Genomic DNA, 20,842 nt, shown 5'->3' on the forward strand with positions numbered 1-20,842 from the left:
CACGCCTTCGAATCCTCGAACCTCCGTGAAGAACTGCCTGCACCGATGCGCGCAGGTCCCCTCACAATCCTTCGTCGCCTGGGCCTTGTCACAGGTGCAAGTCTTCACTGACTTGGGGCGACGGCCGCTGCGAACCCGAAGAGGTGGCAGCACTCGATCGACGGGGAGGAAAACACAATGAACAAGCATGGGTCGCGCCCGGCAGGATCTGCTTCAGGCCTGAAATCCAGCGAGGCGCCAACGGCTGCGTGGGAGGTGGGCCATGGCTGACGGTCCCACGGCCAGCGTCTGCGACTGCAGCGAGCCGGCGCCACGGCTGGCGCTGATCCTCTATCCCAGCCTGGGCACGCCCCTGTTGCTCGGGCCGGAGCAAATGAAATGCAGCCTCTTCATCGCTGCCGCTTCGCTTGGGTCCGTCGACACCCAGGCGGCCAGGAAGGCGCCGGACAAACGTTCGCGCGCCGTGCCGATGGACAAGGAGGCGTCGGCCATCGTGGCGCGCCACCTTCGCCTTGTCGGCATGAAAGGTCCCAAGCCCGGCGCCCACATCGACGTGGGGGAGCTCACCGGAGACGGCAAGGACTGCACCATCGCCAGGACCGCCATCCAGGTCTGGCAAGTCGCCAGGTTCGAGGCAGGCGCCCTCCTCCACAACCACCAAGGCGAGGTGTTCGCCACCCTGAGTCCGCAGGCCGTCAGGGCTTACGCCGCCGCGGGCTTCACCGGCGGCAATGTCTACGAGGTCGAGCTCGACATCGCGAAGCTGGCGACCGCGCCCGACGCGAACACTTTCAAGAGCTTTGCCTGGATGGTGAGGCCCACCAAGGCGCAGAAGCAGGACTTTCCTTCGCTGTGCCAGGCTGAAACGGTCCACGCGCAGGACCTGCTGGTCGAAGCCTTCCTGTCGCAGCAGGTCCGGCAAGGCGCGGGCCGCCACCAGGCGAGCAACGCGCCCGGCGTCGCACGTCGCGGCAAGGAAGCGGCGCTGCTCGAGTACGACGTGGCCAGGACAGGCAGGTCCGCGGAATCGCTCTACGTGGAGACCGGTGCGCGCCTTGCGGCATGGCACCCTGTGATCCGCCTGGCGGGTCACGCGCCGTTGAAGCTCGGGCACCTGAGCGACGTGCACATCAACGTGCGCCACAGGGCGCTGGCCAAGTCGCCGGCTCATCTGATCGAAGACCCGCAGTTCATCGCAGACGCCCGGCCCGCCGTGGGCAGGCTGGTCTGCGACGCGTTCAATGCGCTGAAGGCTCTGTTCGACAAGATAGGCGCCAGCCGAAAGCCCGACACCGCCTTGCTGCTGACCGGAGACCTGATCGACTTCAACCGCAACGTCGATCCGCGCCAAGTGCCCGATGCTCACATCGGCGAGCAATGGAAGCGCTTCAACGTGCTGAACAAGCTCGACAACGCCAAGGATCCCGACCTGTATCCGCGCGGGCAGGACGACATGCTCGCCTTCAGCCTGGTGCGTTACGCGTACACCGAACTCAAGCTGCCTGTCTTCATGACGACCGGCAACCACGAGGCCTACGACGTGGCCTACGGCGTCTACCCGCGCGTCGGCGCCTGGGGCGGAACACTCGGGGCGATGGAAATCCTGCGCAACACCCTGCGCCAGACGGAAAAGGTGTTGAGCGACTTCATCAAGTCGATGGACGCGCTGGACCGCAGGATCGACGAAATCGGAGACGCCGCCATCGCAGCTGCCCAGAGCACCGGGGCCGATGCCGCCCAGGCGCTGGCGGCTTCGCGCCAACAGACGCAGGCCGCGCTGACCCGGCTGCAGGCCGACAGCGATACCACGGCAGGCAGGGCCAACGCAGCGCTCAACGACTACTTGCGCCAGGTCAAGGCGGCACAACCCAAGGCCGTTGCGCAGGCGGTGGCGCTTCCTTCTGGACCGGCCCCTGTCGCACGCGCGTGGCCGCTCTACCAACGCACGCTCGACAGCGCCAGGCAGAAGGTCGCCCAAGTCACCAACGCCGCCATCGGCGAACTTTGGGGCAGCTACACGGACGTCGTCGGCGCCCTGGGCCACGGTGCCATCGGCCTCGAACATGCCCTTGCCAGCTTCGGCCTGAAGCTGGCGGGCACGGCCGACGACGCCGGCATCCTTGCGATGGACCTGGGTGTGCGCGCCGGCGTGGTCAGCGCGCAAGCCGCGGTGAAGGGGCAGGCCGCGTCGGCGCATCTGGTCGTACGAAAAAACCGCGTCGACGCACAAGCCGCGCTGCGGTCCAACAAGGACCTGCTGAACGCCTTGGAGCAACAGCTCGCCACGCACAGGCAGGACGTGAACGGCGCCAGCAAGTTCCTGGGCGCCCAGGCCAACCCGGGCATTCCCGCCGACCACAACATGACCGTGCTGGAAGCCACGCTCGCCTACGGACCGACCTACGGAGAAACCTGGACCAGCCTGAACTTCACGACCGCCAACTTCGACTGGTTCGGCGTGCTCTTCACGCCCCTGTCGGACTTCTGCATCGCGTTGCCCGGCCAGGGCCAGGCGCTCGAGCGGCCCCGGCAGGTGCTGGTCGGCCTGGCATGGGGTGAAACGGAAAACTTCATGAACCTCCAGGGCACGGTCGCCGCAGGCACGGACCGCCACAGCTTCATGATCCTGCCCCGCGCCAGCGCGAGCATCGACGAAGCACAGCAAGCCGTGTTGCGGCAAGCCCTGGCGCTGAAGCGCAAAGGCAACGGCCCGCTGGTGGTGGCAAGCCACTTCACCATGGTCAACTACAGCAAGGCCGCCTTCCAGGAAGAGTTGAGCTTCGTGCCCAGCGACGCCCCGCGCAGCATCTTCACCGCGGACGGCTTTTCCGCGGCCGGTGCGTTGACTTCGGCCGGCTTCAACGACGCGAACTTCGGCACCTGCGAGCGCAACCTGCGGTGGTACTTCGAGCATTGCGCCAGCATCCCCGGCCAGCCGACGCGCGTGGATTGGCACCTGAGCGGCCACAGCCATCGCAGCGCCCTCTACACCGTCAGGCACGGACGCACCGGCGCCGGCGCGCCCACCATCACCGTCACAGGCCGCCGCGACCCCGGCATGTACAAGGAAAAAAGCGTTGCGGCCGCCGACAGCGGCACCCAGTTCGTCGTGAGTTCCTGCGGCGGCCCCATCGGCGTACAGAACCTGGCGGGCGAGCTCAACGGCCACACCCTGCGCCCGCCAGCGGGCAGCCGCCTCGACTGCACCGGCCGCAGCATCGAGCAGGTCAAGACGCTGCGCACCGGACGCGCCAGCGGCACGCCTTACAACGAGAAGCCCCGGCTGTGCGTGGCGCTCGACTACCTGTACATCCTCTCCTCGGGCGAGATGCCCGTGGGGTTTGCATGGGAGCCTCGAGCGGGCTTCGGCGCCAAGGGGAGACCTGCGGCGGTGACGCTGCGGCTGAGCGAGCAAGTGAGGAAGCTGGACTGCATCCGGGCGGTGAAGATCTGGGTATTCGAAGGGGGTAAGAACACTGTCGGAGACCCTGTACGCACCTGGCATTGCCTTACGCCTCGATTCACCGTGGAAGCAGGTGGTGGCACGCTGGTTTTTTCAAGCGGCGAGCTCCAGAAACTGGCAAGTGCGATGGTCACGGTTGCAGGGCGCCTGCCTGTCGGCGCGCGGGGCATTGCGCCCGTCACGACACAGCGGGTCGCACAAGCCTTCTGTGAAATCGTCCTCAAGAAACCTACGACGGGCAGGCACGCCGAGGGACCGGAGAAGGGAAAGAACGTTCCCGACTGGAGCGCCGACATGAAGTGGAAGAACGATCCTTGGATCTTCCCGCTGGACATCGGCACCTCGCAGGCCGGAGCCAACACCCATGACTTCATGCAGCGCAGGGACGGCGAGCACGGCCAGGTGCCCGATTGGAAGTTCCTGGCGAAGCACTACCGTGACAAAGGCTACATCGAGGCCGAAGACGCAATCAAAAGAGATGGCGATTCATGAATAGGCCCGCGGGATTGAGCAGGCGACTGCTGGGCCGTTCGGGCTTGTTGACGCTAGGCGCCGTGGCAGTCGGCGCACTCACTGGATTCGCACTGATGAAAAAAACACATATCCGCAACTTCGGCCCATCTTTCACCTACCTGAAGGACCCGGAGTTTCGAATACAGCAAACGGGCGAAGCCCTTCTGACGATCGACGGTGCCGAGTTCAGCGCAGAGCGTTTCGACGGCATGGCGTGGCGCAACATCGTCTTCAAGAACTGCGAGTTCGTGGGCCGCTACGACATAGGTCCCCGCACGATGGACGATGTCCTGTTCGAGGACTGCAGCTTCTCAGGTGTATTGAGCTTCGGCGTGACCCACAAGGTCCGGTTCCTGCGCTGCCGCTGGAATGGCAAGCCGGTGATGTTTGCCGAAAAAGGAAGCAGGAACACAGTGTTCGAAGACTGTCGGTTCGAAGGCCCCGGCAGCGCTCCCAACAGCTGGGGTGCGGTCGGCAGCTACGGCGAAAGCGAATTTGTCCGGTGCAAGGCCAGGTGGTTCAACCTGCGGGGTCACGCCAAGCTCAGCATCGACAAATGCGAATTCGAAGATGTCGACTGCGCCACCGACAAGAGAAACTCCGGCACGCCAGCTGTCGTCACCATCACGGGGAGCAAGCTGCGCGGCAGGTTCGACCTGGTGGCGTCAGACCTTCAATCCCTGACGATCCGCGACACCGTGGCGGACACCCTTGATTTGACCAACGCAGCCGTCGCTGGCGGTGTACTCATAGAGCGCGTCAAGGCCGGCTACATCAACGCCTACGTGGCAAGTGCCGACAGCCTGAGCGTGCGCAGCAGCCGGATCGTCGGCAACGGCAACAACGTCTTCGACGCCTACGCGGGCGGCATCCGGACCATCGAGATCGACAACGTCGTCTTCGGTGGCGGCCTCTCGACCGAGCCGGTCACGATTGCGGGAGGCACGGGCGACGACTTGAACAACGTACGCGCCAGAGTCAACGAAAGCATCCTCGTTGCCAGGAGCAAGATTCCCGGCTGAACATGCATCACGTCAACACGACGGTCCTGCAGTTGAAGGAATGCGAAATGGACAGCCTCGACCTCTCCCACAGCCGCATCGCCAAGCTCGAACTGACCGGCAACAGCATCGCCCGTTCCGTGGACCTGACCCGGACACAGGTCGAGCAAAGCAAGCTGCAACCCTTCGCCAAAGGACAGGTCAAGCTCGAAGGCTCGAACATCAAGCCCGACTGAGCGCAGCCCCAGGAAGCTACTCAGCCGCCGTCGCCCCGCACCTGCGACACCATCAGTTCCAACCGCCCCACATCGGCCACCAGCAACGCCTTGTCGTCCTTGCGCAGCACCCCGCTGCGCACCAGCACGTTGAGCTCGCGGGTCACCTGCTCGCGGTTGGTGCTGATCTGGCTGGCCAGCGCCGCGTGCTTGGGCGCCGGGTCGAGCCGGGCCTGGTTGGCGTCGCCCTCGTGGGGGCCCGCCGCACGCGCCAGGCGCAGCAGCTCGGCGTGCAGCCGGTTCTGCACGCCCAGGGTGCTCAAGTCGATCACGCGCTCTGACAGCTGCCGCACCAGCGACGCCAGCCGCTGCATCACCCGCTCGGCTACCAGCGGCTCGTCGCGCAGCAGGGCCATGAAGGCGGCGCGGTCCAGGCTGGCGACCACGCTGGGCGCCAGCGTGACCACGTCGGCGGAGCGCGGGCCGCCGTCGATGGCGGCAATGTCACCGAAGTGCTCGCCCGCCTCCGAATCGCGGAAGGTCACCTGCCGGCCGTTAGCCGAATAGGTCGTCACCCGCACCCGGCCCGAGACCAGCAGGAACACCTCGCCCTGCTGCTCGGCGCGCAGCAACAGCGGCTTGCCGGCCTCCACGCTGTGCCACAGGCACTGCTGGGCCAGCAGGTCCAGGCGCTGGTCCGACAAACCTTCGAGCAGCGCGACGTGGCGCAGCGCGAGGCTGGACCGCGGGGCAACGCCGGGGGAGGTGGAGGGGGAGGTTTCAGGTTTGGCCATGCCAGGGGTCGGTAAGGGCGCGCGCATTATGCTCGGGTGCCGTTTCGAACCCGTTCATGGACAGACGTTCCCCCCCCACCCCTTTTTCGCTGAGACCGCCCACGCGGCGCAATCTCCGCTGGGTGAGCGGGCTGGTGCTGATGGCCTATGTGACGGCGCACCTGCTGAACCACGCGCTGGGCATCTATTCGTTCGCCGCGGCCGAAACGGTGCTGCGCGGCGTGCAGAAGTTCTGGCACAGCGGGGTCGGCACCGCCCTGCTGTACGGCGCCGCAGCCACGCACCTGGCGCTGGCGGTGCTGGCGCTGTGGGAGCGCCGCACCCTGCGCATGCCGCCGCTGGAAGGTGTGCGCGTGCTGTTGGGCTTCGCGCTGCCGCTGCTGCTGGCCACCCACCTCACCGCGATGCGCGGCGCCTACCTGGCCTACGGCATCGAGGGCTCCTACGTGCGCGTGGTCTGGGGCCTGTGGGACTGGCAAGGCGCCGCCGCGCAGCTGGGCATGATGCTGGCGGCCTGGGCGCACGGCTGCCTGGGCCTGCACTTCGCGCTGCGGGTGCAGCCGGCCTACCGCCGCTTCTCGCACCTGCTGCTGGCCGTGGCGGTGGTGCTGCCGCTGGCGGCGGCGATGGGCTTCGTGTCAATGGGGCGCGAGTTCCAGTGGACCGGCGTGCCGCCCGTGGTGCTGCCGAGCGCCGAACAGGGCCAGGCGCTGGCCGCGGCTGAAAACTACATCAAGTGGGGCTACGGCCTGGCGCTGCTGGCGCTGCTGGCCGCGCGCTGGGGGCGCAACGGGTTCGCCCGGCTGTCGCGCCAGCCGTCGGTCACGCTGCGCTACCCCGGCCGCGCGGTGCAGGTGCCGCGCGGCTGGAGCGTGCTGGAGGCCAGCCGCTCGCACGGCATCGACCATGTGTCGATCTGCGGCGGGCGCGCGCGCTGCTCGACCTGCCGCGTGCGCGTGGCAGGGCCCGCCGAACACATCGGCCAGCCGGGCCGCGACGAGCAGCGCACGCTGGAGCGCGTGCGCGCCCCGAGCGACGTGCGCCTGGCCTGCCAGCTGCGCCCGCGCGGCGACATCGAGGTCACGCCGCTGTTCGCGCCGCGGCCCAACGAAGGCCGGCCCGCGCCGGTCGGCCACTTCGGGCGCGAGCACGACGTGGCGATCCTGTTCGTCGACCTGCGGCGCTGGTCGGGCCTGTCGGAGCGGCAGTGGCCCTTCGACCTGGCCTATGTGCTCGACCGCTACTTCGCCACCGTGGGCGGAGCCGTGCGCGAGAGCGGCGGCGTGCCCAACCAGTTCATCGGCGACAGCGTGATGGCCATCTTCGGGCTGGAGTGCGACCTGCCCACGGCCTGCAGGCAGGCACTGCAAGCGACCGCGCTCATCGCCGAGCGCATGGACGCATGGAGCGAAGGCTTCGAGGCGCAGTTCGGCCAGCGGCTGGAGTTCGGCATGGGCCTGCATGCGGGCCGCGCGGCGGTGGGCGAAGTGGGCTACCTCGAAACCACCACCTTCACCGCCATCGGCGAAGTGGTGAACACCGCGAGCCGGCTGCAGGACCACTCGAAGATGGCCGCGTCGCGCCTGGTCGTGTCGCTGTTCGCGGCGCAGCAGGCGGGCATCGCGCACACGATGGGCGACGCGCAAACGCTCGCCGTGCGGGGCCGCTCCGAACCGCTGCAGGTGCTGTATCCGCAGCCTGCGAACCCTGCTGCGCGCTCTCTTGCGTAGTTGACGAAAGCGGTGCGCAAACGCACAGCGCCCCAGGCGCCGCGGTTTCACACTGGCTGCGTGGCAACGACGAATGTCCGCCGTCCACACCGTCAGTCGAAGGGACTCGCATCATGAACACCAAGCAACGCCTCGCTCTGTCCGCCGTCACGTTCGCCCTGCTGGGCGCCGTGGGCGCGGCACATGCCGAAACCTACGACGGGGTGCACCCGATCACCTCGTCCGCCAGCCGCACCGATGTGCGCGCCGAAGCCGTGGCCGCCGCGCACAACGACAACCCCTATGCCGACGGCGCCAGCGCCGGCCCCGCCCCGGTGGTTGCCTCGTCCGCCAGCCGCGCCGAGGTTCGCGCCGAAGCCGTGGCCGCCGCGCACGGCGACAACCCGTACGCCGAAGGCGCCTCGTCGGGCACGGCCCCGATGGTGGCCAGCACCATCGACCGCGCGACGGTGCGTGCCGCGGCCCGCGCCGCCGCACGTGGCGACGCGCTGCCGCTGTAAGCGACGCGCCGCGCACGGCTCGCTCCGGCGAGCATTCGCCTCGAGGCCGGCCCTTGCGAAAGCGGGGGCCGGCCTTTTTCATGGGGCAGGGCGCGATCGTGGAGCGGACGGCACACGAAAAGCGGTGCGCAAACGCACAGCGCCCATCGCGCCGCGGTTTCACACTTCATCGCGTGGCAACGACGGATGTCCGCCGCCCACACAGTGAAACCCAAAAGACGCTCACCATGAACTCCAAGCAACGCATCGCCGCTTCCGTCTTCACCACCGCCTTCGCCCTCCTGGGCGCCGCCGGCGCGCACGCGGAAGCCTATGACGGCGTGCATGCCATCACCTCGGCCGCGAGCCGCGCCGCCGTGAACGCCGAAGCCGTGGCCGCCACGCGCGAAGGCAATGCCTATTCGGACGCCGCCGCCGAAGGCACCGTGGCCGTGAATTCGACGCTGGACCGCGCCAGCGTGCATGCGCAGGCCGTGGCCGCCGCCAGCAACCCGCTGCAAAGCCTGGACCGCCGCGCGTTCTACCGCGACGAAGTGCCTGCCGCCTACAAGAAGCCCGCGGTGTCGTTCACCCGCCAGGCCGGCCGCTGAGCCACGGCGCGGCCCCTGCCGCAGCCTCGCCGGCTCAGGGCCGCGCGCCTTCCCAGGCGTTCTGCAGCAAGGCGCGGATCGCATCGCGCTCCAGCGGGCGCGGGTTCGGGTACTGGTTCTTGAGCGCGTGCGCGCAGGCCAGGTCGAGGTCCGACTCCTTCATGCCGATGTCGCGCAGCGCGACCGGCGCGCCGTTGTCGCGCGCCAGGTCGTACACCGCCTGCGCGGCGCTGCTGCCGCCCAAGGCCTTCGTAATGCGGGCCGTCGCACCCGGCGCCGCCTCGGCGTTGTAGGCCAGTGCATGCGGCAGCACGATGGTGTGCGTCTCGGCATGCGGCAGGTTGAAGCTGCCGCCCAGCGTGTGGCACAGCTTGTGGTGCAGCGCCATGCCGACGTTGCCCAGCACGGTGCCGCACAGCCAGGCCCCGTAGAGCGCGTCGCTGCGCGCGCCCAGGTCCTTGGGCGTGGCGCGGATGGCGGGCAGCGCGCGGCCCAGCGCGGCGATGCCTTCCTGCGCCATCAGGTCCATGATCGGGTTCGAATCGACCGCGTACAGCCCTTCGGCCGCGTGCGCGATGGCGTTGATGCCGCTGGTCACGCTCAGGCCCACGGGCAGCGTGAGCGACAGTTCGGGGTCGTAGATGACGGTGCGCGGCAGCACCTTGAAGTCCTTGCCCGTCTTCTTCATGCCGGCCTCGGTGATGCCGTAGATCGGCGTCATCTCGGAGCCCGCGTAGGTGGTCGGAATGGCCAGGATCGGCAAGCCCGAATCCAGCGCGATGGCCTTGCCCAGCCCGGTGGTCGAGCCGCCGCCGATGGCCACCGCGCAGTCGGCGCCCAGGCGCTGCGCCACCTCTCGGGCTTCGCGCGCCGTCTCGATGGGCACGTGCATCACGGCGCGGTCGAACACGCCGGCCGCGTGCGCGCCCAGCATGTCGGCGACGCGCTCGGCCTGCGGCCGCTGCTCGGGCGTGGACAGCACCAGCGCCCGGCGGGCGCCCAGCGCGTCGATCTCGCGGGCCAGGTGCTGCAGCGCACCGGCACCGAACACCACCCGCTGGGCAACGCTGTTGTAGATGAAGGGCTGTAGGGACATGCTGCTGGCTTTCTTCGGACGCGATCTTGCGGTCACGCGAGTGTTCACCCGGCCCGGGCGCCGTTCAACCCCTCGGGCGGAAAGGAGTTTTCCGCCCGGCGGCTGGGTTGGCGCTCAGCCGGTCACGCCCGCCGGACTGCTCTCGCGCCCGCCACTGCCGGCCTGCGCGATGAGCAGCACGAAGCCGCCGACCATCGCCACGTTCTTCAGGAAGTTGTTGAGCTGCCCCGCGAACTGCGCCGCGTCGGCGGCCCAGAAGGCGTGCGCGGTGAAGGCCGTGGCCAGCGTGAACACGGCCAGCGCGCCCGCCACCCACTGCACGCGCCAGCCGGCCACCAGCAGCAGGCCGCCGCCCACTTCCAGCGCGATGGTCAGCGGCAGCACCACCTCGGCCATCGGGATGCCGAGCTTGGCGAAATAGCCGAGCGTGGCGCCATAGGTCATGAGCTTGCGCACGCCCGCCACCAGGAAGATCACGGCCATCAGCACGCGGGCGGCCAGCACCCAGCGGCTGTTCTGTTCGTTCGTCGTCATTGCATTTCTCCAGAGTTGGCCGGGCGCGCGGTGGCGCCCGTGAATTTCAGTCGCCCCATGCAGAGCACCATCACGCACGACAGCAGCGCCGGCACCGCCGCCGCGATGAAGAGCGCGCTGTTCGTCCAGTGCAGCCCGATGAGCCAGCCCGCCAGCACCGGCCCCACGATGGAGCCCGCGCGGCCGATGCCCAGGCTCCAGCCCATGCCGGTGGCGCGCACCGTGGTCGGGTACACGCTGGAGGCCAGCGCAATGAGCGCGGGCTGCGCGCCCACCACGCAGAAGCCGCTCACCGTGACCACCGCGAGCAGCAGCGCCAGCGGCAACGCCGGCTGGCCGATGACCGCGATGGCCAGCACCGCCACCGCGAAGATCGGCACCAGCACGCGGTAGAAGCCGATGCGGTCGATCAGCGGCCCCATCGCCACCGTGCCCACCACGCCGCCCACCTGCAGCAGCGTGCCCACCAGCACCGCCGTGCCGCCGCTGTAGCCGGCGCCGGTCGCGATGGTGGGCAGCCAGTTGGCCAGGAAGAACAGGTTCAGCAGGTTCATGAAGTTGATGCCCCACAGCAGCAGCGTGGCCGGCCCGCGCCCGGCGCGGAACAGCTCGACCACCGGGGCACCGTCCTGCTTCGCCTCGTGCACCACGTAGCGCGTGTCGGGGCCGATGCGCTGCCCGGGCGCGATGCGCGCGAGCCAGCCGTGCACGCGGTCGAGCTTGCGCCCGCGCAGCACCAGGAACTGCATCGACTCGGGCATGTAGCGCCACATGAGCGCGGCGATCACCAGCGGCACCACCCCGCCGAAGACGAACACCGCCTGCCAGCCGCCCCACGGAATGAGCACCGCCGACACCAGCCCGCCCAGCACGGCGCCGCCGGTGAAGCCGCAGGACACCCACATCATCAACGTGACGCGGCGGCGCTGCGGGCTGTACTCGCTGGCCAGCGCGCTGGCGTTGGCCATGATGCCGCCCAGCCCGATGCCGGTGACGAAGCGCATCGCCAGCAGCTGGTTGAGCGTGTGCGCGAAGGTGGTGGCCAGCATGCACAGCGCGAAGAACACCGTGGCGCCCAGCAGCACCGGCCGCCGGCCGATGCGGTCGGCCCAGGTGCTCAGCACCAGCGAGCCGACCAGCATGCCGAGCAGGCCCGCGCCAAACACGGGGCCCAGCGACGCCTTGTCGATGCCCCAGGCCTTCACGATGGCCGGTGCGACGAAGCCCATGGCCTGCACGTCGAAGCCGTCCATGACGACCGCGCAGCCGACCAGCACGAGGATCCATTTCTGGAACGAGCTGACCGGGTGGCTGTCGATGAGCGCCGGAATGTCGACGGCCTGAATGTCGGCGGCAGGAGCGTCGATGGCCGCGGCTGCACCGCCGCCGGCTTCGAGTGATTGCGCAAGCATCTTCACGCCGCCGCCTCGTCCAGGCAGGTGGCGGCCGTCCAGCCGTAGAGCCATTCGAGCGCGTCGTAGAAACGTTCTTGCGGCCGGCCCTTCCACATGCTGTTGCGCACCAGGCGCTCCACGCCCTTGGCGTGGTAGATGCGCCCCATCTCGCGCGCCGACAGCACCACGCGCGCGGTGCGCGCCACGCGGGAGCGCTCGTACAGCGCGAGCGCGCGCGGCCAGTCGCCCTGCTCGCGGCGCAGCGCGAGGCCCAGCGTCACCGCGTCTTCGCAGGCCGTGCACGCGCCCTGCGCCAGGTACTGCACCATCGGGTGCGCCGCGTCGCCCAGCAGCGTGGCGCGGCCGAAGGTCCATTGCTCGATGGGGTCGCGGTCGGCCGTGGAATAGCGCTTCCACGCCTTCGGAATGCGCAGCAGCTGCCGCACCTGCTCGCAAGTGGCGCCGAAGTAGCGCTGCACCTCGGCCGGGTCGCCGTCCATCGAGCCCCATTCCTCCGGCTGGTCGCTGTGGAAGGTGACGGCGATGTTGAACTTGTCGCCGCCCTTCAGCGGGTAGTGCACCAGGTGGCAGTTGGGGCCGACCCAGATGCACGGCGCGGTGAAGCGCAGCGCCTCGGGGAACTCCGCCGTATCGACCACCGCGCGGAACACCACGTGGCCCGACACGCGAATGCCGTCGCCCACGTACTGCTGTCGCACCGCCGAGCGCACGCCGTCGCAGCCGATCACGGCCTGGCCTTCGTGGCGGCCGCCCTGCGCGTCGATGAGCGTCACGCCGCGCTCGTCCTGCTCGATGTGCACGACCTTGGTGGAGGTGAGGAACTCGATGCCGTCGACGGTCGCCTTCATGGTCGCCTGCACGCCTTCGAGCAGCGCGCCGTGGATGTCGGCGCGGTGGATCACCGCGTAGGGGTTGCCGAAGCGCTCGCGGAAGTCGTTCGACAGCGAAATGCTCGCCACGCGCTTCGCGTCGATGGCGTCGAACATCACCATCTCCTCGGTGTAGACGGCCTTGGCGCGCAGGTGCTCGCCCACGCCCAGCGCGTCGCAGGCGGCGAAGGCGTTGGGGCTCAGCTGGATGCCCGCGCCGATCTCGCCGATCTGCCCGGCCTGCTCGATCACCTTCACGCGGTAGCCCTCGCGCACCAGCGCCAGCGCGGCGGCGAGCCCGCCGATGCCGCCGCCGGCCACGAGCACGGGGCGGGTGTCTTTCACGGCGCTCATGTCACTTCAGCCCGAAGAGCTTCACCGCGTTGCCGCGGCCGATCTTCTGGCGGTCGTTCTCGCTGATTTCGCAGTTGTCGAACCAGCGCGCCGCGTCCTCGTGCTTCTCGAACGGGTAGTCCACCGAATACATGATGCGGTCGGCGCCCACCTCGAGCATGGTCGACAGCAGCGTGGGCGTGCGGAAGTTGCCGCTGGTGGTGATGTGCACGTTGCTGCGCAGGTAGTCGCCGATTTCCCTGTCGCAGGGCATGCCGCGGCGGCCCTTGCGCAGGATGTGGTCCACCCGCCAGATGTTGAACGGAATGCCCTCGCCGAAGTGGCCCAGGATCATCTGCAGCGCGGGATGGCGGTCGAACATGCCGCTGGACATCAGGCGCAGCGCGTGAATGGCCGTTTCCATCGCGAAGGCCCAGGTTGGCCCCGTGAGCCAGTGCGCGCCGTCGTAGATCGGCTCGCGGCTGGCCAGCGGGTCGCGCGGGTGCATGTAGAAGGGCTTCTCCAGCGCCGCGGCGGCGCTCCAGAAGTCGTTGAAGCGCGGGTCGTCGTAATAGACCACCGTGTGCGCGTCGCCCACCTGCGAGAAGCCGTTGACCAGGAAGCCGTGGAAGCCCAGCTGCGTCACGCAGCGCTCCAGCTCGCGCGCGGCGGCCTCGGGGTCTTGCAGCGGCAGCGCGGCAAAACCGCCGAAACGTGTGGGGTGGCGGCCGATTTGCTCGGCCAGCACGTCGTTGGCGCGCCGCGCCACCTCGATGGCCCGCTTCGCATCGGGAATGCCCTGCACCGCCGGAGAGTTGAGCGAGAGGATCGACAGCTCGGTGCCCCACTCGTCCATCTTCTCCAGGCGCTGCTGCTCGAAGTCGAGCAGGTTGCCCTTCAGCGTCGCCCACACCTCGGGGCGGGCGTAGACCTGCGAGTCGGCAATGGTCAGGTCGATGGCGAAGTGCTCTTCGAGCGCGATCTTGTTCTTCATGGGTGAGTTCATGGTTGGGTCATTCGGGTTTGATGTTGAGTTTGTCCAGCACGTCCTGCCAGGTCTTGCGGTCCTCGGCGATGTAGCGCGCCAGCTGTTCGGGGGTGCCCGGGCGCGGGTAGGTGCCGAGCTCGCGCGACTTGGCGACCACGTCGGGCAGCAGCAGCGCCTCGTTCATGTCCTTGTTGAGCCGGGCGAGCACCAGCGGGTCGACGCCCTTCTTCGCGATGACCGCGAACCAGCCGTGCGCCACCGCGCCGGGCACCGTCTTGCTCGCGAGCGGGAACGACTCCAGCCCGGCCTCCACGCGGTCGCCCATGCTGGCCAGCACGCGCATGCGCCCGCCCTGCACGTTGCCGGCGACCACGTTGTAGGTCTCGACCATCATCTGCGTCTGCCCGCCCAGCGTGGCCTGCATGGCCTGCGCGCCGCCGGGGTAGTGCACCTCGAGAAACTGCGCGCCCGACTGCAGGCCCAGCAGCGCCGAGGCCAGGTGCGGCGCGGTGCCGCGACCGTTGTCGGCCACCTCGATGCCCTGCGGCCTGGCGCGCGCCGCGGCGATGAAGTCGGCCAGCGTCTTGTAGGGCGAGCTGGCGGGCACCGCGAGCATGAAGGGCGCCACCGCCGCGAGCGTGACCGGCACGAAGTCGCGGTTGAAGTCGTAGCTCACGCCCTTGATGGTGCTGGGCGCCACCGAGATCGCCGAGCCCTGCACGAAGCCGAAGGTGTAGCCGTCGGTGGGTGCCGCAAGGATCGCGTTCATGCCGATCACGCCGCTGCCGCCGGGCTTGTTGTCGACGATCACGCCCTGGCCCCACTTCTCGCCGAGCTTGGCGCCCACGTGGCGGATGAGCACGTCGGGCGCGGAGCCCGCGGGGAACGGCACCACGAAGCGCACGGCCTGCTGGGGCCACCTGGCTGCGGCGCCCTGCGCTTGCGCTTGCGCTTGCACCAGCGGCGCCGCGGCGATGAAAGGCAGCGCCAGGGCCCATGCAACGGCACCTCTTCGGGAAGGCTTCAGGCTCATGTTCGTCTCCGTATTTGCTTGATTATTCAAGTAATTGCGGCGGACTATATACTTGATTGTTCAAGCATGTCTAGATGAAAACCCTGCCCCAAGATCACGACCTCGAGAAGGCGATTCCCTTCCTTCTGGCCCGCGCCGGCGCGCGCATGGGCAACGCCTTTGCGAAGGCGCTGAAGCCCTACGGGCTGGCCCTGAGCGAGTGGCGCGTGTGCGCGTCGCTGCAGCACACGCCGAAGCAGACGCTGTCGGAGCTGGCCACGCACGCCTCGACCGACCTGTCGGCGCTGTCGCGCATCGTCGACCGGCTGGCCATGCATGAACTGGTGGCGCGCGAGAAGTGCGACACCGACAAGCGCGCGGTGCGCATCGCGCTCACCGAGCGCGGGCTGGCGCTGACGCTGGAGCTGATTCCGCTCGCGCAGCACTACGAGGCCGTGGCGACCTCCGACTTCAGCGCGGCCGAGGTGAAGACCTTGCGCGCGATGCTGCTGCGGCTGTACGCGAACGCGACGCCGCTCGCCTGACCCCACCCGCAGGAAGCGGGCGGCTCGGCCTCAGCGTGGCGAGACCCGCACCGTGCAAGCGTGGCGGCCCTCGGTGATCTCGAAGCGCACCGGCAGAAAGCGCTCGATCACCGCGCAGTTGGTGCGCGTGTGTTCCGTCACTTCGCTGCAGGTGAACACGCACGCCTTCTTCGCCTGCCAGGTGGCGAGCGCCAGCAGCAGCGCGAGCTGGTCGGCCAGGTGCGGGCCCACGGCCGCCTCGCTCTTCTGGAACTCGCGCACTTCCTTCACCAGCCCATGCGCCACCTGCTCGGCGCTCAGCGACTTTTCGCCGAAGGCGGTGAACACCTCGGTCACGTGTTCGTAGGCCAGCGTGGCCAGCAGCGCATTGCCCGGGCCTTCGTTCTGGCGCGCCGCGGCCACGCGCAATTGCTCGCCAGACCAAGCCATCGCATTGCCGAGCGTGTCGAGCTCGCGCGTCGACACGTGGCGCGGCAGGCCGGGCGCCAGGCACTCCGCGTAGCCCGACCGGTGCGCGCCGCGCGCCATCAGGTCGAAGGGCTGCAGCGCGCCGGCGGCGGGCACGATCACCGCCTCGACCTCGCCGCCGCCCGCCGGGTAGAAACCGCAGCGGCGCAGCGTGAGCTGCAGGTCCGCACCCAGGCGGCGCACCAGCGGAGCGAAAGCGCGCTCCAGGAAGTGGAAGGGCGGCGCCATCGGGTTGTGCGTCCCGCCGCTCAGGTGCACGCGGCTCTGCGCGCCCGCCAGCAGCAGCGGCGGCAGCACGGTCTGCAGCACCAGCATGCAGCTGCCCGCGCTGGCAATCGCAAAGCGGTACTCGCCCGCACGCACTGGGCCCGGCGTGAAGCGCAGCGACTGCGAGCCGAGCTCGGCGCCGTCGACCTGCGCACCGCTGACTTCCGCTGCGGCCTTCACGCAGGCCAGGTGCTGTCGCATGAGGCCGGGCTTGGCGCGCCCGGCGCGAATTTTCTCGATGGCCAGCGGCTGGCCCGTGGCCACCGACAGCGCGAGGCTGGTGCGCAATATCTGGCCGCCGCCCTCGCCTTGCGAGCCGTCGAGTTCGATCGTTTCTTGTTCTGGCTTCATCATCTTTTTCTTCTTGCTGTCTTTTTGTCGTCTTCTTGACGATGCGCCGGTTACATGAAGTCGGCGCGTATCCGGTCCGTATCGAAAGGCGTGACTCCCTGGTGCACGCCGAACACCGTGTCGGCCTCCCCCGCCGTTTCCACCAGCTGACCCCGTGCGCGCGCATGCAGCATGAACAGCGTGTGTAGGTCGGGCTTGGCCAGCTCCACCAGCGAGCGCAGCATCAGCGACACGCCCGCCAGGTTGCACTGCACGTTGTTCCACAGCGGCGACTGCTTCAGCGCGATGTCCGCCCAGATCACTTCGCGCGCCTCCAGGTCGAAGATGGCCGGCAGGCAGATCGTGGTGTCGGCCGCCACGTCGACGCGGTCGATCACCGTCGCCGGCTTGAAGATCTCGCCCGAGCCCGCGGCCTGGCGCGCCATCCACCCCGCGAAGCATTCGGGCAGGTCGCAGAAGGCCTGCGAGGTGAAGCTGCTGATCGAGCCCACCACATAGCGCACGCCCTTCTCGCGCAGCAGCGCCACGTCGAGGTCGATGAACTCCGCCGCGCCCTTCGGCGCGTCGACGATGTCACCGCTGTGCACGCCGCCGTAGCTCTTCAGGTTGTAGTACGCCAGCACGTCGATGTACTTGTACTGCGCGGTGAACAGCGCGGCCGACAGGTCGATGTCGGTCCGGCTGCGGCCGTTCTTCCACCAGAGAAAGAGGCGCACGATGTTCGCGTTTGGCATCGGCAGGCGGCTGCCGCGCACCAGCGTGCGCAGCGCCTTCGAGGCCGAGCGCTGCGAGAACGGCACCAGGTGGTTGCGCAGCGCCGGCTCGACGTGGCAACGCCCGAGCGGCGGCAGTTGCGCAAAGCGCCGAAGCAACGCCGCTTCGCACAGGGCCGCGGCTTCCTGCGCGACGCCGGGCGGCAGCGGCAGGCGCGTGTCCTTCACCGCGAAGACCTTCGCCGTGTCGCCCTTCGGGAAGAAGCTGCGCAGCGCGGGCTCGCCCTGGCGGTCGCTCAGTCGGTCGTCGGGTCGGTCGTCGGGTCGGTCACGGTGACCAAAGTGCACCATCGCCTGCAGCAGCACCGCGGTCGATGCCTTGTCCGCCACGTCGCCGAAGCGCGCCAGCACGTCGCGCGGCTGCGGCGCCAGGCGCAACACGTGGTCCAGCCGGCGCGCGAAGTCGCCGGGCCGCGTCGGCAGCAGCGACAGCAGGTCGTCGATGGCGCGCGCTTCCAGCTGCCGCTCGACATGGTGGTTGAAGCCTTGCGGCCGCACGCCGTTGCGCACGTTCTCGAACGCGGCCGCTGCCGCCGGAAAGCGCTTTGCATGCTCACCCGGATGCAGCACCTCGCCCAGGCGCTTGAACACCTCGGGCCGGCGCGCCACGTCTTCGGCCACGCTGGCGCTGCGCTCCATCAACGCCAGCAGCCAGCGGCGCAGCGGGCGCTTCATGCGCGCAAACTTCGCCGGCTCGGCCAGCGACACATCGCCGTCGCTCCATGCCACGGCCAGCCGAAGCACGTCGGTGGCGGTCTGCAGATGCGCTTCCAGGAAAGCCTGCGCCTGCGGGTCGTCCACCTTCAGCAGCGCGGCGCCGAGCACGGCCAGGTTCTCCTTCGACACGAAGTGCTCCGGCATCCACGCGTGCACCTTGCCGCGGTAGAAGCGCACGAACCATGCGAGGTCTTCCTTGTCCTGCACCGACAGCGAACTGCGTGCGCCGGCCAGCTGCGTGAACACGGCGTGGAAGTCGTCCGTCGTGCCGAGGTCGATCACGCGCAGGGCCGCGAGCTTCTCTTCCTCGGGCAGCGCGTCGCGCGGCATTGCCGCCGCATCGGGCCGCAGCCGGCCGAAGCTGGCGTAGTGGCGCACCGCGTTCAGCAACAGCGTGGTCGCGCTCGCGCTGGCCACCTGCTCCGGAAAGTTCGGGTACAGCGGCTTCCACTCGCGGTGCGCGCCCTTCAGCGCGCGCACGTTCTTCAACAGCGTTCGGTAGAAGCCCACGAAGGCCTCGGGCTCCCACGTGCACAGGCAGGCATCGAGCGCGGGCGACAGCGTGCAGCCCAGGGCTTCGAGTTCCTTGTACAGCGTGGCGAGGTAGGCGGGAGGCAGCGTGGCCTGGCCGGGTTCGGCCAGCACGCGCCAGCGGCGACGCAGATAAATCGATTCGTTCATCGTGCGCGCCCAAAAAAAGGAGCGGAAAGCGCAGACCCTAGTTTCCAGGTGTATGAGAAGGAAGGACCCACATAGCCGCTCGCGAACATCATAAAACCTCCGTGCGGGTGCGAGCAACACCCGCGGCGCCTTCATCGAAGCGCAACACCGTCTCGCACAGGAACGCATCCAGCCCCGCTCCGTCGGACGACGGCAGCGGCGTCACCGGCTCGGCCGCGTTGGCCGCCAGCTCGCGCTCGATGAACGCGTGGATGCCGGGCCAGCGCGGGCTGGTCGCGGCTTCGCCGGCGCGCATCTTCACCTCGAGCAGCGCGTTGATCTCGTCGATCAGCGCGGCGTCGCGCGCGGGGTCCAGCGTGCCCTGCGCCAGGTCGGCGAAGCGCATCGGCGGCACGCCGGGCTGCGCGCGGATCCAGCGCGCGGCCAGCAGCGGGCGCAGCACGTACAGGTATTTCTTGTAGCGCACCTCGTCGGCCTGCAGGTGCTCGCGAAAGTTCTTCTTCGCCATCGAGGTGTAGTGGTGCCAGCCGCGCGCGTTGGAGAACACCGCCTCCGACAACGCGCGAAAGCGCGGCATCGCCACCGCGTCGTCGCGGTACACGATGGGCGAGCGCAGCCACTCGAGCAGCGTCGGGTTCGACTCGCGCATCAGGCCCAGCGCCTTGCGCAGGTCCCAGCCGTTGATGTCGAGGTCGCCGCTGATCGGCACCTCGATCACGTCGCGGCGCGGCTGCACCGTGAGGTACCACGGCAGGCGGTTCACGTAGATGAAGCGCACGTCGTAGTCGCTGTCGGGCGACGCAAAGCCCCAGCCGCGGCTGCCGGACTCGCAGGCGAAGAGCACGGTGACGTCGTGCGTCGCTTCGATGTCGCGCAGCGCCTGCATGATCTGCGCGCGCATGTCGGGCGCGATCGGGTGGGCGGAGCGCAGCAATTCCTTCCCAAGTTCCTTCTCGAGCTCTGTCTTGGTGTGGCTCATCGGTCTTCTCCCTTCTTCATTCTTTCCGGCGCAAGCGCGGCGGTCAGCGTGCCGGCGCTGTCGAGCGCGAACACGTCCAGGTCGTTGGCCAGGAACGCATGGCCGCTGTAGTGCGCCCGCGTCTCGGCCAGCAGCGCCGCCATGCCCTCGTCGTTCTGATGGCGCGCGCTGAAATGCGTGAGCACCAGGTTGGGCACGGCGGCGGCCTGCGCGGCTTCGGCCACCAGCCGCGCGGAGCTGTGCATCGGGCCCGCGCCGACCTTGTCGAGCGCCTCTTGCGTGTAGGTGGCCTCGTGCACCAGCAACTGCGCGCCCTGGCAGGCGCCGTGCAGCAACGCGGGCGCGGCGTTGTCGCCGCCCAGCACAGCGACCGCGGTGTCGAGCTGCGTGTCGGCGAAGTCGGCGCTGCGCAGCAAGGCGCCTTCGAAGCGCACGTCTTCGCCTTGCTGCAGCGCGCGCCACGCGGGGCCGGGCGGTAGGCCGGTGGCCTTGAGCGCGTCGGTCTTCAGGCGCCTGCGGCGGGTTTCGACCTGCACGCGGTAGGCGTGGCTGGGCACGCGGTGGCTCAGCACATGCCGCTCGACGCGCACGCCGGGCACCTCGTACACCAGCGCCTGGTCTTCGACGTCCACATACTCCACCTCGTACGGCAGGTGCAGGTCGGTCAGCGCGCGCGTGGCCTCGAACCACTGCCACACCGGCAGCGGCGCGACCAGCTTCAACGGTTTCGTGCGCTTGCCCATGCCCGCGCTCGCAAGCAGGCCTGGCAAGCCGTAGCAATGGTCGCCGTGCACATGGGTGATGAAGATGGCGGCCAGGTCGTGCAGCGACAGCGGCGTTTGCAGCAGGCGATGCTGCGTGCCTTCGCCGCAGTCGACCAGGAACCAGTCGGCATTCAGCACCGTCTGCACGGCGAGGCCGGAGACGTTGCGGTGGCGCGTGGGCGTGCCGGAAGACGTTCCCAGGAACGTGAACTTCAACATCATGATTTTTCTTTGCTCCCCTTTT

At 68.9% G+C, this 20,842-nt stretch carries 18 protein-coding genes; 7 read left to right on the forward strand and 11 right to left on the reverse strand.

The annotated features are described in order from the left end of the window. Positions 1 to 262: 262 nt before the first annotated feature. The 3 genes from QTI51_RS18025 to QTI51_RS18035 all read left to right on the forward strand — a co-directional run bounded on the left by QTI51_RS18025 (position 263) and on the right by QTI51_RS18035 (position 5,213). Complete coding sequence (locus QTI51_RS18025) at positions 263 to 3,955, forward strand: metallophosphoesterase (RefSeq protein WP_116909371.1); 3,693 nt, start codon at positions 263 to 265, stop codon at positions 3,953 to 3,955. A 95-nt stretch (positions 3,956 to 4,050) separates the two neighbouring features. Then, positions 4,051 to 4,998 (forward strand): hypothetical protein, encoded by a 948-nt coding sequence (locus tag QTI51_RS18030; protein WP_286516053.1) that lies wholly within the window; start codon positions 4,051 to 4,053, stop codon positions 4,996 to 4,998. Positions 4,999 to 5,045: 47 nt separating this feature from the next. Then, a complete protein-coding gene (locus tag QTI51_RS18035) occupies positions 5,046 to 5,213 on the forward strand; it encodes a hypothetical protein (protein WP_286516052.1) in 168 nt (55 codons plus the stop codon). A 20-nt stretch (positions 5,214 to 5,233) separates the two neighbouring features. Here QTI51_RS18035 and QTI51_RS18040 read toward each other — a convergent pair whose 3' ends face one another. Further along, complete coding sequence (locus QTI51_RS18040; protein ID WP_207786682.1) at positions 5,234 to 6,013, reverse strand: Crp/Fnr family transcriptional regulator; 780 nt, start codon at positions 6,011 to 6,013, stop codon at positions 5,234 to 5,236. A 29-nt stretch (positions 6,014 to 6,042) separates the two neighbouring features. Between QTI51_RS18040 and QTI51_RS18045 the strand changes: the two genes are divergently transcribed. The 3 genes from QTI51_RS18045 (at position 6,043) to QTI51_RS18055 (ending at position 8,806) form a co-directional block, all read left to right on the forward strand. Beyond that, positions 6,043 to 7,716 carry an adenylate/guanylate cyclase domain-containing protein gene (locus QTI51_RS18045; RefSeq protein ID WP_116909374.1) on the forward strand — a complete coding sequence of 558 codons (1,674 nt, stop codon included), beginning with the start codon at positions 6,043 to 6,045 and terminating at the stop codon, positions 7,714 to 7,716. A gap of 113 nt (positions 7,717 to 7,829) precedes the next feature. Continuing rightward, a complete protein-coding gene (locus QTI51_RS18050; protein WP_116909375.1) occupies positions 7,830 to 8,216 on the forward strand; it encodes a helicase SNF2 in 387 nt (128 codons plus the stop codon). A 227-nt stretch (positions 8,217 to 8,443) separates the two neighbouring features. Further along, on the forward strand, positions 8,444 to 8,806 hold the full coding sequence (locus QTI51_RS18055; RefSeq protein WP_116909376.1) for an alpha/beta hydrolase: 363 nt from the start codon (positions 8,444 to 8,446) through the stop codon (positions 8,804 to 8,806). A gap of 34 nt (positions 8,807 to 8,840) precedes the next feature. Here QTI51_RS18055 and QTI51_RS18060 read toward each other — a convergent pair whose 3' ends face one another. The 6 genes from QTI51_RS18060 to QTI51_RS18085 all read right to left on the reverse strand — a co-directional run bounded on the left by QTI51_RS18060 (position 8,841) and on the right by QTI51_RS18085 (position 15,074). Next, positions 8,841 to 9,902: a maleylacetate reductase gene (locus QTI51_RS18060; protein ID WP_116909377.1), complete on the reverse strand. Its 1,062-nt coding sequence runs from the start codon at positions 9,900 to 9,902 to the stop codon at positions 8,841 to 8,843. 114 nt (positions 9,903 to 10,016) lie between these two features. Then, positions 10,017 to 10,436, reverse strand: a complete 420-nt coding sequence (locus QTI51_RS18065) for a DoxX family protein (protein WP_116909378.1) — start codon at positions 10,434 to 10,436, stop codon at positions 10,017 to 10,019. Then, on the reverse strand, positions 10,433 to 11,902 hold the full coding sequence (locus QTI51_RS18070) for an MFS transporter (RefSeq protein WP_286516051.1): 1,470 nt from the start codon (positions 11,900 to 11,902) through the stop codon (positions 10,433 to 10,435). Before QTI51_RS18070 ends, QTI51_RS18065 begins: the two co-directional genes overlap by 4 nt. Further along, positions 11,851 to 13,074 carry a 3-hydroxybenzoate 6-monooxygenase gene (locus QTI51_RS18075; protein WP_116909380.1) on the reverse strand — a complete coding sequence of 408 codons (1,224 nt, stop codon included), beginning with the start codon at positions 13,072 to 13,074 and terminating at the stop codon, positions 11,851 to 11,853. Before QTI51_RS18075 ends, QTI51_RS18070 begins: the two co-directional genes overlap by 52 nt. Position 13,075: 1 nt before the next feature. Further along, positions 13,076 to 14,047: an amidohydrolase family protein gene (locus QTI51_RS18080; protein WP_116909381.1), complete on the reverse strand. Its 972-nt coding sequence runs from the start codon at positions 14,045 to 14,047 to the stop codon at positions 13,076 to 13,078. Positions 14,048 to 14,066: 19 nt separating this feature from the next. Continuing rightward, positions 14,067 to 15,074 carry a Bug family tripartite tricarboxylate transporter substrate binding protein gene (locus QTI51_RS18085; protein ID WP_116909382.1) on the reverse strand — a complete coding sequence of 336 codons (1,008 nt, stop codon included), beginning with the start codon at positions 15,072 to 15,074 and terminating at the stop codon, positions 14,067 to 14,069. A gap of 74 nt (positions 15,075 to 15,148) precedes the next feature. On the opposite strand from QTI51_RS18085, the gene QTI51_RS18090 reads away from it, so the two are divergent. Further along, the gene (locus QTI51_RS18090) at positions 15,149 to 15,598 is read left to right on the forward strand and encodes a MarR family winged helix-turn-helix transcriptional regulator (RefSeq protein ID WP_116909383.1); all 450 of its coding nucleotides are present in this window, start codon (positions 15,149 to 15,151) and stop codon (positions 15,596 to 15,598) included. 30 nt (positions 15,599 to 15,628) lie between these two features. On the opposite strand, the gene rtcA is transcribed toward QTI51_RS18090, so the two are convergent. The 4 genes from rtcA to QTI51_RS18110 form a co-directional block, all read right to left on the reverse strand. Continuing rightward, entirely contained in the window at positions 15,629 to 16,684 is a 1,056-nt protein-coding gene (gene rtcA / locus QTI51_RS18095; RefSeq protein WP_116909642.1) for an RNA 3'-terminal phosphate cyclase, read from the reverse strand. A 50-nt stretch (positions 16,685 to 16,734) separates the two neighbouring features. Further along, positions 16,735 to 18,855 (reverse strand): TerD family protein, encoded by a 2,121-nt coding sequence (locus QTI51_RS18100; protein ID WP_116909384.1) that lies wholly within the window; start codon positions 18,853 to 18,855, stop codon positions 16,735 to 16,737. A gap of 88 nt (positions 18,856 to 18,943) precedes the next feature. Beyond that, entirely contained in the window at positions 18,944 to 19,834 is an 891-nt protein-coding gene (locus tag QTI51_RS18105) for a nucleotidyltransferase domain-containing protein (RefSeq protein WP_116909385.1), read from the reverse strand. Next, entirely contained in the window at positions 19,831 to 20,817 is a 987-nt protein-coding gene (locus QTI51_RS18110) for a ribonuclease Z (RefSeq protein WP_165840317.1), read from the reverse strand. The genes QTI51_RS18105 and QTI51_RS18110 overlap by 4 nt, the downstream gene beginning before the upstream one ends. Positions 20,818 to 20,842: the final 25 nt, after the last annotated feature.

The sequence above is a fragment of the Variovorax sp. J22G73 genome (genome assembly GCF_030317035.1).
GTDB lineage: Bacteria > Pseudomonadota > Gammaproteobacteria > Burkholderiales > Burkholderiaceae_C > Variovorax.

Coding starts and splice junctions, on each gene's coding strand:
- QTI51_RS18025 (WP_116909371.1), top strand. CDS start 263: ATGGCTGACGGTCCCACGGCCAGCGTCTGCGACTGCAGCGAGCCGGCG.
- QTI51_RS18030 (WP_286516053.1), top strand. CDS start 4,051: ATGAAAAAAACACATATCCGCAACTTCGGCCCATCTTTCACCTACCTG.
- QTI51_RS18035 (WP_286516052.1), top strand. CDS start 5,046: ATGGACAGCCTCGACCTCTCCCACAGCCGCATCGCCAAGCTCGAACTG.
- QTI51_RS18040 (WP_207786682.1), bottom strand. CDS start 6,013: ATGCGCGCGCCCTTACCGACCCCTGGCATGGCCAAACCTGAAACCTCC.
- QTI51_RS18045 (WP_116909374.1), top strand. CDS start 6,043: ATGGACAGACGTTCCCCCCCCACCCCTTTTTCGCTGAGACCGCCCACG.
- QTI51_RS18050 (WP_116909375.1), top strand. CDS start 7,830: ATGAACACCAAGCAACGCCTCGCTCTGTCCGCCGTCACGTTCGCCCTG.
- QTI51_RS18055 (WP_116909376.1), top strand. CDS start 8,444: ATGAACTCCAAGCAACGCATCGCCGCTTCCGTCTTCACCACCGCCTTC.
- QTI51_RS18060 (WP_116909377.1), bottom strand. CDS start 9,902: ATGTCCCTACAGCCCTTCATCTACAACAGCGTTGCCCAGCGGGTGGTG.
- QTI51_RS18065 (WP_116909378.1), bottom strand. CDS start 10,436: ATGACGACGAACGAACAGAACAGCCGCTGGGTGCTGGCCGCCCGCGTG.
- QTI51_RS18070 (WP_286516051.1), bottom strand. CDS start 11,902: ATGGCTCTACGGCTGGACGGCCGCCACCTGCCTGGACGAGGCGGCGGC.
- QTI51_RS18075 (WP_116909380.1), bottom strand. CDS start 13,074: ATGAGCGCCGTGAAAGACACCCGCCCCGTGCTCGTGGCCGGCGGCGGC.
- QTI51_RS18080 (WP_116909381.1), bottom strand. CDS start 14,047: ATGAAGAACAAGATCGCGCTCGAAGAGCACTTCGCCATCGACCTGACC.
- QTI51_RS18085 (WP_116909382.1), bottom strand. CDS start 15,074: ATGAGCCTGAAGCCTTCCCGAAGAGGTGCCGTTGCATGGGCCCTGGCG.
- QTI51_RS18090 (WP_116909383.1), top strand. CDS start 15,149: ATGAAAACCCTGCCCCAAGATCACGACCTCGAGAAGGCGATTCCCTTC.
- rtcA (WP_116909642.1), bottom strand. CDS start 16,684: ATGAAGCCAGAACAAGAAACGATCGAACTCGACGGCTCGCAAGGCGAG.
- QTI51_RS18100 (WP_116909384.1), bottom strand. CDS start 18,855: ATGAACGAATCGATTTATCTGCGTCGCCGCTGGCGCGTGCTGGCCGAA.
- QTI51_RS18105 (WP_116909385.1), bottom strand. CDS start 19,834: ATGAGCCACACCAAGACAGAGCTCGAGAAGGAACTTGGGAAGGAATTG.
- QTI51_RS18110 (WP_165840317.1), bottom strand. CDS start 20,817: ATGTTGAAGTTCACGTTCCTGGGAACGTCTTCCGGCACGCCCACGCGC.